The organism is Acinetobacter sp. CIP 64.2 (assembly GCF_000369645.1).
Classification (GTDB): domain Bacteria; phylum Pseudomonadota; class Gammaproteobacteria; order Pseudomonadales; family Moraxellaceae; genus Acinetobacter.
This window is the reverse complement of sequence record NZ_KB850126.1, coordinates 36,704-50,552: the sequence shown is the minus strand read 5'-3', so window position 1 is coordinate 50,552 and position 13,849 is coordinate 36,704. Positions and strand designations below refer to the sequence as shown.

The 13,849-nt window shown below is 39.5% G+C and carries 10 protein-coding genes, 4 pseudogenes and 2 other annotated features; of the genes and pseudogenes, 3 read left to right on the top strand and 11 right to left on the bottom strand.

The genetic code is table 11. From position 1 onward, the window contains the following. Positions 1 to 39: 39 nt before the first annotated feature. A protein-coding gene (locus F895_RS00180) for an IS3-like element ISAba19 family transposase (RefSeq protein WP_155757835.1) occupies positions 40 to 1,259 on the top strand; the annotation gives its coding sequence in 2 pieces (ribosomal slippage) (positions 40 to 316 and positions 316 to 1,259; 1,221 coding nt in all). Next, positions 315 to 431 (top strand) — a sequence feature (AL1L pseudoknot). It overlaps the preceding gene by 117 nt. 35 nt (positions 1,260 to 1,294) lie before the next feature. Here F895_RS00180 and brxC read toward each other — a convergent pair. The 4 genes and pseudogenes from brxC to F895_RS00200 all read right to left on the bottom strand — a co-directional run. Further along, positions 1,295 to 2,218 (bottom strand): annotated as a pseudogene (brxC, locus tag F895_RS00185) (BREX system P-loop protein BrxC); the annotation flags it as partial. A 41-nt stretch (positions 2,219 to 2,259) separates the two neighbouring features. Next, positions 2,260 to 2,835: a DUF1788 domain-containing protein gene (locus F895_RS00190; protein ID WP_026040240.1), complete on the bottom strand. Its 576-nt coding sequence runs from the start codon at positions 2,833 to 2,835 to the stop codon at positions 2,260 to 2,262. A 17-nt stretch (positions 2,836 to 2,852) separates the two neighbouring features. Beyond that, on the bottom strand, positions 2,853 to 3,464 hold the full coding sequence (locus tag F895_RS00195; RefSeq protein WP_005244973.1) for a DUF1819 family protein: 612 nt from the start codon (positions 3,462 to 3,464) through the stop codon (positions 2,853 to 2,855). A 10-nt stretch (positions 3,465 to 3,474) separates the two neighbouring features. Continuing rightward, positions 3,475 to 4,341: a BrxR family helix-turn-helix transcriptional regulator gene (locus F895_RS00200; protein ID WP_004827030.1), complete on the bottom strand. Its 867-nt coding sequence runs from the start codon at positions 4,339 to 4,341 to the stop codon at positions 3,475 to 3,477. 208 nt (positions 4,342 to 4,549) lie between these two features. Between F895_RS00200 and F895_RS00205 the strand changes: the two genes are divergently transcribed. Continuing rightward, positions 4,550 to 4,879, top strand: a complete 330-nt coding sequence (locus F895_RS00205; protein ID WP_000506885.1) for a DUF4236 domain-containing protein — start codon at positions 4,550 to 4,552, stop codon at positions 4,877 to 4,879. A gap of 271 nt (positions 4,880 to 5,150) precedes the next feature. On the opposite strand, the gene F895_RS00210 is transcribed toward F895_RS00205, so the two are convergent. Beyond that, complete coding sequence (locus tag F895_RS00210; RefSeq protein WP_001255534.1) at positions 5,151 to 6,383, bottom strand: ATP-binding protein; 1,233 nt, start codon at positions 6,381 to 6,383, stop codon at positions 5,151 to 5,153. Between the two features lie 551 nt (positions 6,384 to 6,934). Then, positions 6,935 to 7,450 (bottom strand): annotated as a pseudogene (locus tag F895_RS00215) (HNH endonuclease signature motif containing protein); the annotation flags it as partial. A gap of 39 nt (positions 7,451 to 7,489) precedes the next feature. Between F895_RS00215 and F895_RS00225 the strand changes: the two are divergent. Further along, positions 7,490 to 8,709 (top strand): IS3 family transposase gene (locus tag F895_RS00225; protein ID WP_155757834.1). Its coding sequence is split into 2 segments (ribosomal slippage): positions 7,490 to 7,766 and positions 7,766 to 8,709, totalling 1,221 coding nucleotides; the frame shifts between segments, so codons are not numbered across the junction. Then, positions 7,765 to 7,881, top strand: a sequence feature (AL1L pseudoknot). It overlaps the preceding gene by 117 nt. A 38-nt stretch (positions 8,710 to 8,747) precedes the next feature. On the opposite strand, the pseudogene F895_RS20450 reads toward F895_RS00225, so the two are convergent. The 5 genes and pseudogenes from F895_RS20450 to F895_RS20445 all read right to left on the bottom strand — a co-directional run. Next, positions 8,748 to 9,903, bottom strand: a pseudogene (locus F895_RS20450) (HNH endonuclease); the annotation flags it as partial. A 346-nt stretch (positions 9,904 to 10,249) separates the two neighbouring features. Continuing rightward, positions 10,250 to 10,579 carry a four-helix bundle copper-binding protein gene (locus F895_RS00240; RefSeq protein WP_004827037.1) on the bottom strand — a complete coding sequence of 110 codons (330 nt, stop codon included), beginning with the start codon at positions 10,577 to 10,579 and terminating at the stop codon, positions 10,250 to 10,252. Positions 10,580 to 10,778: 199 nt separating this feature from the next. After that, positions 10,779 to 11,711: an IS5 family transposase gene (locus tag F895_RS00245; protein WP_000743262.1), complete on the bottom strand. Its 933-nt coding sequence runs from the start codon at positions 11,709 to 11,711 to the stop codon at positions 10,779 to 10,781. A 78-nt stretch (positions 11,712 to 11,789) separates the two neighbouring features. Beyond that, positions 11,790 to 12,989, bottom strand: coding sequence for a tyrosine-type recombinase/integrase (locus tag F895_RS00250; protein WP_000059658.1), 1,200 nt, complete (start codon positions 12,987 to 12,989; stop codon positions 11,790 to 11,792). 393 nt (positions 12,990 to 13,382) lie between these two features. Continuing rightward, positions 13,383 to 13,760: pseudogene (locus F895_RS20445) on the bottom strand (phosphoribosyltransferase); the annotation flags it as partial. Positions 13,761 to 13,849 lie beyond the last annotated feature (89 nt).

The window sequence follows — 13,849 nt, the reverse complement described above, 5'->3', positions numbered from 1 at the left end:
GGGTTTGTCGGAGAGTCAATATTCTGAGAGACTATCCCGATGACAAAACCAAACTATACCCCCGAAATTAGAGAAAGAGCGGTTCAATTACTAATTGAATCTGAAAAAGATTATCCTTCTACTTGGGCAGCAATCACAGCTATTGCTCCTAAAATCGGTTGTACTCCTGAAACATTGCGTGTTTGGTATTTAAAGCATCTGGATCAACTAAATCCTGCCAAAGTACAACAGATATCTGACCAAGAAAAAATGAAGCAAATGGAACGTGAAATTAAAGAATTAAAACGTGCCAATGAAATTCTACGTAAAGCAGCCGCTTTTTTCGCCCAGGCGGAGCTCGACCGCCCACACAAATAATGGTGGATTTTATCCATAACAATAAAGATCGATATGGTGTTGAAGCGATTTGTAGAATTTTACCGATTGCACCTTCAACCTATTACCGAACTTTAGATCTCACTGACAATCCAGAACATCGAGCGAAACGAGATCTACATGATGAGTATCATGCTGAACAAATTAAACGAATTTGGAAAGAAAGTTCAGGTCGATATGGTGTACGTAAAGTTTGGCAAAAATTGAAACGTGAGGGTTATGTTATTGCACGTTGTACAGTTGCTCGATTGATGCAAAAGCTAGGTATACAAGGTGTTTGGCGTGGTAAGAATAAACAAACCACCCGTAACCGAGATGATCAAAAACGGGCAGATGATTTAGTGAAACGTAATTTTAATGCTGATCATCCTGACCAACTATGGGTGAGTGACTTTACGTATATTCAAACACATTCAGGCTGGGTCTATACCGCATTTATTATTGATGTGTTCTCACGAGCAATTGTTGGATGGAAAGTATCTACACGGATGAATACAGATATGGTGCTTGATGCATTAGAGCAAGCATTGCATGATCGAGGCATGCCAAAGAATGTGATTCATCATTCCGACAGAGGTGTGCAATATCTTTCCATTCGCTATACCAATCGTTTAGAAGCAGCAAATTTACGAGCATCAGTCGGTACAACAGGTGATTCATACGATAATGCTCTGGCTGAAACGGTGAATGGCTTATACAAAACAGAGGTGATTGAATATTTAAAAGCAGATTGGCAAGGTTTAGCAGATGTACAACTTGCGACACTAAACTGGGTAGATTGGTTCAATAAAAAGCGTGTACACAGTGCACTGGGTTATGTATCGCCTTTTGAGTTTGAAGCAATGTACTATGATAAGATTAACCCGTTAGGTCAGGTGGCTTAACTTAAATAAAAAAGTCTCCGACAAACCCGGTACGGTTCAGCCTGCGAGGTGACGATAATCCAAGCGCGGCCTTTACAGATCGTACCCAAGTTTTCAGTAATGGTTTGCAGTGTCAGCATCAAGCGGGTATCGCTGCCAATAAACTGCCCCACTTCATCGACCAAGAACAATATGCGTTGCTGGGGTCCTTTGCTGTCTAGGTATTCTTTCACCCACTGACAGAAGTTTTCAACCGAAACACTAAAGGTCTGCTCAGAATCCTCAAACCATTTATGCGCAGCTTCAGCAGATAAGTTGAGGGCTTGGGAAATCGCGGTTTCGACATCATCCTGATAGAACTGATAGCCGTCACGCTCCTCTAGCCAGGACATGCCGCTAGATTCCTCAAACGCCTGTTTAAAGCGTTCGTAGACACCTTTCTGGCTCAGGTGACGTTCCATATGGGCAATATGTGGATGATCCGCGCTAAAACCCTGATACTCGTTAAACACCCGTAAAAACACATTCAGAATCGGATTGCCGTCATCATTTGAACTGGCTTTACTGTCGATGTTAAATAGGATGACATCGGCATGATGGCTGACCGCCTTGCCAATATCCGCACGGATAAACGCATCACGGATTTTGCTTTCATCAAAGAATTCTGCAGCACTGCGTTCGTTACCTTGCGCATCACGTGCCACTTTATTGGCCAGAATATACGACAAGGTTTTCAGGAAATGTGATTTACCTGAACCAAAGAAGCCTGAAATCCATACGCCGACCCGGTTGGCAATCGAAGGATCGCTCAGGTCTGTACCATAAGACTGGAAAAAGTCACGAAAATGCTTTTCCAGTTCATTGGTGACCACATACTCATCGAGTTCCTGATAAACCGTAGTATTGTCATTCTGGTCTGCTTTTACGACCCCGTTAATCGCACGATCTAATGGCTTGTAAAAAAGTTCTTTAATATTCATATCAATTAATTTCCTGATTTTTATCTATTTTATGTGCCGTGTTATGGCACTAATTTGAATGCTCTGTAATAGTTATTGCTTGGAATTTTTCCAAATAAACTCATGCTTTGACCGTCGTAATAACCTGGGTAAAACAGCACCACTGGCTTATGCCCCAGTAACGAATGCAAACTGTTCAATAAGTGATGGGCACGTAACAGTGGCCAAACCGACCCTACCCCAGTCATCAACACAATATCTTGCGCATTGGTGGCATATTTACTCACCAGATAGGGCGCGAACTTATCCATATGCAGTGGGCCTTTCAGCGCTTTGAGCAGCGCCTCATCGCCTTTAGCTTTTTGCATTTGAATGGCTTTATCGATGAAGTTACGCTCAGCCAGATAATCCACCACGGCTTGCAGCAGGTTGATATTCACCACCTTCAGCTGACTGTGTTTTTTCTCCAGCATCCCGTCTAGAAAATGCAGATATTCGCGCACTTTCAACTCATCTTCAGGTGCATAATCAAAAATCCAGAAGCCAATTTCATTGCCCAATCCTTGACCGGTGAGAAACTCGGTGGAAAGAATTCGCTCTGGAATCTGATTCAGACGCTCATGTATTGTTTGACTCATTGCTGCCCCCTCTACAACTACCGCGTCCATAGCGACACTTCCATAGATCTTTTAATGCGTTGTTTATAATGTTCTTCCAACAGGCTACGCAGCTCTGCTCTGACGATCACACGCTGCAACTCCAGCTTACGGGTACTTTTTAAGTAACCGGCTTCTGCCAGCATGCGAAACACCACCTGCCCCATTTTTTTCTTGCTGGACTCTTTCCAATCACAGATATCCGGATCACGTTGTGAGCGCTCATCCAGAAAGTCTGACCAGATATAACTGTCCAAGTGTTGCGCCTGAGAGATATAGGCATCCCTCATCACTGTTTCCATAAACTCAAGCAGCAACAGGTTGCGTTCCAGTGCCCCACAAAAAGCCACCTGGGTCGCCAGCTCATCATCGCCATCACGCAAAGCTTTCCAGAAATCAGGTTCTAAACGCTCCAGGCGCTTGCGAATAGCGGTGGCATTGCGTTGAGCTGAAGCAGGTGTTCTTTTTTGCAGAATATTGTCCACATGAATCGCCTGATGCCATTGTTCTGGAGTCGCCTCACGCAATAACAGATCCGCGATTAACCGACTTTCACGCACCATCAGTGAACCACCAATCAGGTCACTGTCATAATGAAATTGTTCTAACATGGCCAATCTCCTATGAGGCCTGATCAAACAGATAAGACGACAGTTTTTCGATATCTGAACGTTGTAGTACCAAGGGATATTTCAAGGCATCATCTGCTTCAGCCAGCGTGATCGCAGCCTGATATCGCTGCAAGGTATAGTGAGCCAGGGCTTTTTTGACCGGAATCTGTAATCTGCCATCAGGCATGCCGAAGTCTTTTTCGACCAGCGCTTTTTGAGCTTCATTCAATTTTGGATTAGGGATCAGCGTCAGTACAATTTCTTCATGCCATTGCTGATCCTGAGCAGGGTCTACTGACTCAATCGCCACCACAACAGGTGTGCGATCAATTCTGGAGAGTAAAAAGTCCTTAAACTGCTTGCTCTGATGGCAATAGGCACGGACATGCCAGCGAAAACCGGTATACACCAGGGTGTGTGGGGAAATGATGCGTTCATGCCACTGCGGATTCTGCATCGAGGCATAAATCATTTTTAAAGTACTTTGGTTGCGGCAGGCACGCAAAACTTCCCGAATCACTTCAGGACGTACACTGCGATCAGGTAATTGAACTGCTGCAAGATTCGGTTCTGGCATCGCAATCAGGGCATGCGATTCACTAACCAAACCTGACAGCATATTAAGATATTCATTGATGTGCGCTGTAGTCAGTACAGGCTGGAAGCTGGCCTTAGGCACATAACCCTTGACGGAGGGGTCATGAATCAAGGCATCTGGGTTATACAGCGTATTGTAACGCTTGATATCCGCAGAAGCCTGCTGTCGACTCAGTCCAAACCAACTCATCAAACGATTGGTAACCAAACGACCTTCCCAGTATGCAAGGAGTTCAATGGCTCTCATTCTAAGAAGGACTTCATGCTTATCTGTCGTCATATACCAATCAGTCAATAAATAGCAGCTTTAAGATTACCCTACAGCAAATATACAGTAAACATTTTTGACGGTATTTAAAGGTAGTATTGCAATCATCAGATAAAAAATATACTAGTATCCTGATGATAGCCGTCAAAGTAAGATCTCTAGCAGATCATGGATCCTGGTGTAGAGCGTAAATTGAGCTAAATTTTAGAATGAGAGCAATATGGGTTTTAGATTTCGTAAAAGTATTAAATTATTCCCGGGTTTTAAAATTAATCTGACCCATAAAGGCATCAGCAGTGCCAGCATTGGCAAACCTGGTGCTTCTCTAAATATTGGGAAAAAAGGTACGCGAACCAGTGTCGGTATTCCAGGTACGGGACTATCTTACTCTAAACACCAGCCTTACTCTAAAAAAACCCGTGTTCCACAACCGACATCGCTAGAACACACGGAATATAATCCTCAGAATTTAGAACAACCGAAGACAAAGATCTGGCCTTGGATTATTTTTGGAATATTGTGTTTTATGGTGGGTGCCGTCATTTTTTAGCAAGAACAGCACTGTATTTTGATCAAAAAAAATGCCCAGATGGATGAATGGGCAAACTAAGGAATTAATATCCTTCAGAAACTCCAGCGCAATTCTCGCTACTTTCAGTAAGCGACTCTGGCTCAATCATGATAGTCTGACTCAATCGAATCGAGGTAAATCGATCCATCACAATTGGAGCAGAAATTATGCTTGAATACATTCTTGAATGATGCTGAAAAGTCTTTGAGTTTTAATTAATAAATAAGAGTATCCATGTCTACCCTCAACTTTACTTATTTTCAGATAGCAACCAATCGAGAGCACTCATTTTTACAATACCATTATAATTTGCTTCAGTCCCTATCGTGTCTAAGGTAAGCAAATATTTGGGATACGAATCAGAAATTTTCTGTAATGGACGTAACTCTCGGCTGAGTGTCTCCTCATTGAGCGTTTCTAATGCCACCTGATAATAAGTTAAATTCTGTAAAGTATCGACAGCAACAAAATCAATTTCATATTCATCAACCCGCCCTACATAGACCGTATAACCTCGTCTGACAAGCTCAAGATAAATCACATTTTCTAAGATATGACCTTGATCAGCATTAGCATCAGGCAACATAATCCGGCGCAATCCGACATCAACTAAATAGTATTTTTCAGAGGATTGTAATAACTCACGCCCGCGTACTTTAAACTGTGCGGCACTATAAAATAACAAACTGTCCTGTAAGCCCTGAATATAGCGTTTTACTGTTTCAAATGAAATTTTAACCCCACTTGAAACAAAGGTATTTTTAATTTTATTGATGGAAATAGGTGAGCCTGTCACGCTTGCCAAATATCTTGCGACACGCTCGAGAGAGTTAATATCGGCAGTATTCAAACGGGGAATAACATCTTTAAACATTACACTGGCATAGACCGCTTGCAAGTAATCATAGGTTTCCTGCTGGCTAGTCATGGCAAGCGTATAAGGGAAACTACTGCGCGTATACATGGCATACAAATCACGATTGGATAATTGTTGGATGATCGGATTATTTTCAATATGCCACTGTTTAAATTCTTGGAATGACAGAGGTAGAACATGTTGCTCGATATAGCGTCCTGTAAGTAAAGTCGCAAGTTCTCCACTTAGAAAGAATGCATTTGAGCCTGTAATATATAAATCTATATAATCCCGAACATATAAAGAGTCGACTACTTTCTCAAAATTTGTAACATGTTGTATTTCATCTAAAAAAACATAGTTTTTTTTACTTTTATCAACTTTGGACAATACATAATCATGTAGTTTACGGTAATCGGTGAGTTCTTCAAATTCCATAAATTCGAAGTTGATGGCAATGATGTTTTCGGCTTGTACACCCTGTGCTTTTAGGTCTTGTTGAAACATCGCCAATAAGGTGGATTTTCCAGAGCGACGCACACCTGAAAGTACTTTAATGACATCACGGTCTTGCCATGTATTCAGAAATTTTAAGTAGCCATCACGTCGAATATTAGCACTTCTCATTATTTACACTTAGAATCTAAAGTTTTAATAAATTCTATCAAATTTTAGAATGTATATGTAAATATATTTAGTTTTAAGAAAAGTTTAAAGGTTAAGTGAAACATTCAAAGCTGCTGTAGAAGCATGTAAACATGCAGATCTGATCAAAATCCAAATTCTGTCTTTTTGATTATTTTCCATGTTATGTTATTTCATTGATGCTACGAGTTAACTGCTATATAAATTAAGTGAAAAGTAAATGGAACTAAGATGTTAACTAGAGTGGAACTCATTTTTGTTGTGCTGATGGTCTCAGCCTTAATCCTAATTGCTTATGAAATGCTAAAAGGTTTATTTTAGAGCATCTATACAATTTTTGATCAAAAAAAAGCCCACAGAGGGAATCTATGGGCGAAACTAAGGACCTTGACGGTCATTCAGAAACTACAGCTAGTTTCTGGTTGTGATTCTGGACTGAATTAAAAATAACCACATTGGCTGAATGTATCAAAAGTTAAATCATGTGATTAATCATTGATACATCTGCAAAAATGAGCTCATCGCTCTGTTGATTAATACAGTAATTCACCAAACAAATCCGCTCTAATCTCTTCCAGACTCAGATCTGATTTCATTCTATTACAGATGGGATGAACCAGCAGACCATTCTCTAGAACACCTTGCCCACCTACGGCTTTGGCAATCCGATGATCCGATTCAGTAGAATCAAGATAGATCAATCCATCACAAATGAGGCAAAAGTTATGATTACCCACCAGAAAATTGTGCTTAAGCAGACTCTTGGTTAATGCCGAAAAAGCCTTGGGCTTTGACCGAGAAATTGGACTAATCGACTCCACATATCCCACCACATGCTTGACGACTGCATCATCATAACCACCCAAAAATCTTTCGACATAAAACTCGTTAAAGTTTATGTACTTGAAGGCCTTAGACATGGACAGAATAAAGGTATTCAGGCATTCCTCATCATCAAAATCAACCTCCATTTCCAAGCTTAAGCAAATAAAGGCTTTATAGACAATTTGTAGCCGATCATAGCCCTTGATACCACTGTGAACCGTACCGGGTTTGTCGGAGACTCAATATTCTGAGAGACTATTCCGATGAAAAAACCAAACTATACCCCCGAAATTAGAGAAAGAGCGGTTCAATTACTAATTGAATCTGAAAAAGATTATCCATCGAATTGGGCAGCAGTTTCCGCAATTGCTCCTAAAATTGGCTGTACTCCTGAAACACTTCGTGTTTGGTATCAAAAATACTTAGATCAACAAAATCCCGCCAAAGTACAACAGGTATCTGACCAAGAAAAAATGAAGCAAATGGAACGTGAAATTAAAGAATTAAAACGTGCCAATGAAATTCTACGTAAAGCAGCCGCTTTTTTCGCCCAGGCGGAGCTCGACCGCCCACACAAATAATGGTGGATTTTATCCATAACAATAAGGCGTTATATGGTGTTGAAGCGATTTGTAGAATTTTACCGATTGCAGCTTCGACCTATTATCGGGCTTTAGATTTCGTTGATAACCCAGAACATCGAGCGAAACGTGCTCTGCATGATTTACATCATGCAGAGCAAATCAAACGTATTTGGAAAGAAAGTTCAGGTCGATATGGTGTACGTAAAGTTTGGCAAAAATTGAAACGTGAGGGTTATGTTATTGCACGTTGTACAGTTGCTCGATTGATGCAAAAGCTAGGTATACAAGGTGTTTGGCGTGGTAAGAATAAACAAACCACCCGTAGCCGAGATGATCAAAAACGGGCAGATGATTTAGTGAAACGGAATTTTAGTGCTGATCAACCAGACCAACTATGGGTCGGTGACTTTACGTATATTCAAACTCATTCAGGCTGGGTCTATACCGCCTTTATTATTGATGTGTTCTCACGAGCAATTGTTGGATGGAAAGTATCTACACGGATGAATACAGATATGGTGCTCGATGCATTGGAGCAAGCATTGCACGATCGAGGCATGCCAAAGAATGTGATTCATCATTCCGATAGAGGTGTTCAATATCTTTCCATTCGCTATACCAATCGTTTAGATGCAGCAAATTTACGAGCATCAGTCGGTACAACAGGTGATTCATACGATAATGCTCTGGCTGAAACGGTGAATGGCTTATACAAAACAGAGGTGATTGAATATTTAAAAGCAGATTGGCAAGGTTTAGCAGATGTACAACTTGCGACACTAAACTGGGTAGATTGGTTCAATAAAAAGCGTGTACACAGTGCACTGGGTTATGTATCGCCTTTTGAGTTTGAAGCAATGTACTATGATAAGATTAACCCGTTAGGTCAGGTGGCCTAACTTAAATAAAAAAGTCTCCGACAAACCCGGTACGGTTCACTGCCGAACTTGCCGACCGTTTCGGTGGTCGCCACGGGGAAATTGGCGATCAAGAACTCAATACTACGGCGTACCCGGGTGAAGTCTTTGAAACTAATCGTTCGATGATGAATCTGCATGAGGCTTTCATGAATTTCATACACAATTGAAAACCATGCAAGAAAAGAAGTAATCTGAAAACGCTGGTCCTTATAAAAATATAAGTATGGATGAAAGCCCAAACTCGGAACCCCAGTATTTTTTACAGGCGTCGCTATTCTGCAAAGAATGGTCAACAGATGCGACATCAGGTTTTCAACGCGTTCCCCCTGATTCAGACTCATAATATTATGAATCTGATCACCAGCAATGATATTCATCAACTCATTGACCAAGCCAATTTTTTTGCCATGACTCATTTCATTGTCTAATAAAATGGTCGAAAAAAGGAGCTGATGGATCCTCTCCCCTAACTCAATCAGCTCATTTAAACGTGTATATTGGAGCTCTTCCAAGTTAGATTTATTGTCATTGATATAACAACAGGCATAGATCGCATAATACGCGTCACTACCGCGACTTCTGAGATGATATTCCTCATATTTATCTAGACGTTTAGTATCTGAGTTAATCGATTGAAATACCCGTCGCGCATCTTCCGGGGTCCCCAGTACCTGCCGGAAACTGATTTTAATATCGCCTAATTTCGATTTTTTTTTCTGCAAATTCGGCATCAGTACAAATTTTTTGAAAATCAGCAAGATCTCCTAAATAATTGCGGAGGTAACGAATATCTTGTTTTTGTTGATCATTGAAATTAGGTGCTTGAGGGACTTGCTCATCCGCAAAATATCTATTGATCCACGCATAGATACAGGAAAGACGATGTGCTCCATCAATAATGTAAATATTGCTGTGTATATCTTTCCAATACAAAATGCATAAATTGATGTTTTGATCTTCTGTGCAATCCTCAATAAAGTTTGCAATTTCTTGCACGCTCCAACATTCCGTAGAACGCTGGTTATCCGCCTTAAATAAACATTTGATGATTGGATGCTTTTCAAAATCAGTCAGTGTCACTTCAAAATTGTCACGCTGCATTGAAGGTGACATTTCTTCTGGCAACATGACTTTACGCTGAATAATATTGGTCAATAGTCGTGTAGAACCCATTTCTTATTCTCTCCAGGCAACACTTTCCTACTTTCGCTCAAGTACGAAATTTGAAAATGTATATAGTTCGATTTGGTTAAAGCTGTGAATTAAATGACCGTCAATATCCAGTCAGCGCTAACAAAAGAGACCTAAGAGAAATGGGGGGATTAGAGAACGTAATAAATCATAAAAAAGCCCCGATTGGAGAAAAGGGGCTTTAAAGATTGTATTATACCATTGAAAAATAAAGAAAAAAATATAAGAATTTCGTATAAGGTGTATTATGTTAATTTTAGGAAAGGCTCTAGACTAGTAGAATGATTATGTTAGTCTAGAGCCATATAATTAACATTATTGAAGTATTTTACATGGCAATTTTTCGACATTCTTCTGCACACTGACGGCAAGCCTCAGCACATTTTTTACAATAATCATGTGAATGTTTTTCACACTCTTCCGCACAATATTCACAGATCTTAGCACAAAGCTCACAAATCTCTTTGAGGAAAGGTGAGTTATGTTGTTGCATACGCACACATAACTGACAAATATCTGCACATTCTAGACAACGTTGAATACATTCACGCATCATCTCTAAATCTTTTTCTTTTAAACAAGAAGTTGCACATTCAGTACAAATAAGTGAACAGTTTGTACATGCAGAAATACACTTTGAAAATTCCGTATTAATCATTTTTTACTCTCAACTTATATAATCAAAGAAATAATTAAAACATAATTTTTTTCTACTAATTATTTTAAATTATTAGTAAATGTAATACATAATGTTAATTTATATGAATAATGTTAATTTTAACTAAATCTTATTTATATTCCAAATGGCTTTGTTGCACAAAGATTTGAAAGGCAAAGCGCCCCTAATTGAGCCAAATTTAAGGCGTAACTTGGGTAAGTGGTCGACCTAATTCCGTAAATCTGTTGAGGACTGCTACACGTGCATGAACCTCATTGACTTGGCTATCAAAGCTCCTTGCACTGAGTTTATCTCTTAATAATTTGATGCAGTGCATTTTAGTCTCAACCAAACTTCGGCGATGATAGCCTGACCATTTTTTCCATAGTGTCCTACCTAAACGTTTAATTGTTCGAAGTAATTCATTTCGCTCTAGCGAGCTACTCTTTGTATCTTTCCATGGTTTCGCATTTTTTCTAGGTGGAATCACCGCATGTGCTTGCCGATCTGCAATGACCTGACGGCATTGCTTGGTGTCATAAGCTCCATCGGTATAAACAGAGTCAATCTGCTCATCTTGTGGAATCTGATTAAGTAAATCACCAAGCACCTGTGAATCACAGACATTATTGGTTGTGAGCTGAATAGCGCGTATTTGTAGGGTTTTGGCATCTATACCAATATGTAGTTTACGCCATTGGCGACGATATTCAGCTCCATGTTTCTTGCGTTTCCATTCGCCCTCACCTAGAAACTTCATCCCTGTAGAGTCTACGAGTAGATGCAGCCCATCGCTACTTTTTTGGTAGCTGATTGCAATATCAATATGCTTTTGTCTTCTACAAAGCGTACTGTAATCTGGTGCGGTCCAATTTAATCCGCAAAGTTTAATCAGACTTTGCACAAAGCCAGTGACCATACGTAAAGATAGACGGAATAAGGATTTAATCATTAAGCAGCATTGGATGGCTGCGTCGGAGTAGGTTTGATTTCGCCCTTGTTTGCCTTTTGATGGAGCATACCATTGCGTAGCAGGATCAAACCAAAGGGCAATATTTCCGCGATTAATGAGTGCTCGGTTATATGCGGGCCAATTGGTTGTGCGGTAGATTTTGTGTGTAGGCTTCTTCATTTGAAAATTATATCGCTGAAAAAGCCTTTACAGATAGGTTTGTGCAACAAAGCCAGTCTATGTATAAAAGTACGATTTTCACTTAGCAGTACTTAAATAATCACCCCACCACTGCATCATTTCAGTCCGCTGGGCTAAATAGTCAGCGTGATTATAGCTGGCACGGGTACGGTTCTTATCAATATGTGAAAGTTGTGCCTCAATCCAGTTATCCTGGAACAAACCTGAGTCATTCAAAATGGTACTAAAAGTGGAACGTAGTCCATGAGAGGATAATTGATGTTTTCCATAGCCCATCTTACGTATAGCCATATTTAATGTATTAAAATGAATCGGTTGATTATGTTTCCGTGGGCTAGCAAAAATGTACTTTTCACCGTATGACCATTGCATGACGTCTTTTAAAATATCTAAAGCCTGATCTGAAAGTGGAACTAAGAAGTCGGGAATCTCATGGCCTAATATGACTTTTCGTCGAAACTGTTTAATATGCAAGGCAGGTATTTTCCAGATTTTTTCATTTAAATCAAAATGATGAGGCTCAGCCAATAACAATTCAGCCCCTCGCACGCCAGTATGTAATTTGAACAGCAGTGCTTTTTTAATAATCGGATGGGCATCCAATTTTAATAAATTTTTCTTAAAATCTGATATATCCTCCGCTTTCAAATACGGATAATTCTTCTTGATTTTACTGTTAATGGCGATTTTATTTAAACCATGCGCGATGTTGAATTCACAATAACCCATCGCTACAGCGTAGTCATAAATTTGGTTCAAATAACTACAAGCTTTCTTGACAGGTTCTTTTACTTGGCGTCCCTCTATTTTTTTGATTACTGAAACCAGGTCATAACGCTTGATGTTTTGAAAAGGTAAATCCTGAAGGTCTGGATAAATATCTTGCTGTAAACATCTTTCTGCTAACTGTAGTACACCGCAGCGGGGTGAATCATTAAATGCATTTTTCAGTTTGAACTGCAGCCACTCCTCCCCTACCTTACGAAAGGTGATGACATTAGAGACAGTATCATGCTCAAAACAATAATTATTGTCTTTAAAGTCATCTTTGACTTGTCGTGCCTTTTTCAGCGATAAATCAGGATAAAGCCCCAACTGAATGCGGCGACGTTTTTTTGTTTGTGGATCTGTATAGCGATAGCACCAAGATTTTCTTCCAGTCGGCTCAATCTTCAGGCTAAGTCCATCTTCATCGGATAAAAAACAAGTTTTTTCCTTGCAATGAGCTTGGCGAACTTTAATTTCAGTAAGACTCATGAAATTTAAATGAAACCTATCAGCAGATTGACGAGATCCATTATATCAAAATAGAAGAAAATATATATGATGCGTACACTACGCATCATATATATTTGTAATATATTGTTTTATATATTTAATATTTTAAGTATTTGTATTTTAGTAACCATTATAAGTACCACCTCTTCTTTAAGTTCCCAACAACTCACTTTTTCTGTCATCAATGTTAAATAAGTCTTGTGCTTTAAATTCTTAGATGACCTCCTCTACCCTTTATTATCATTTTTATAAAAGTAACTATATGTACTCATTAAAATTTGTAGAGCTCAAAAACAAAAAAGACCGCTATATAGCAGTCTTTTAACTTAATTAAATAATAATTAATTCATTTTCATCATAAGTGCATAAGCATCACGTTTGTTTTGACGCAATGATTCTATCTCGGACTTCGTCAGCTGTTTTACGAGAGTTGAGGATATACTTTGCTTCCCACTCTGTGAGCCTTTCGAAATCGTACCCGTAAATCGATTTCCACCATGCTTCAAGATTACCATATACATCCCTCAATTGCTGAAGAGTTTCTTTACTTAGAGCTAATTGTGATGAGTATTGTTTACCCGTCAGTGCATATGCTCCAATAACTTTATTCGTCCCAGTTGTTTCAATATGACCTTTTAATGCTGCAAAAGTACCACCTTGGGTCTGGGTATCATCAACAATAATAACACATTTATCATTGTTTATTGTCCCATCAAATGCTGGTGGGTTGGCTAATCTATGCCACTGAACCGTACCGGGTTTGTCGGAGACTTTTTTATTTAAGTTAAGCCACCTGACCTAACGGGTTAATCTTATCATAGTACATTGCTTCAAACTCA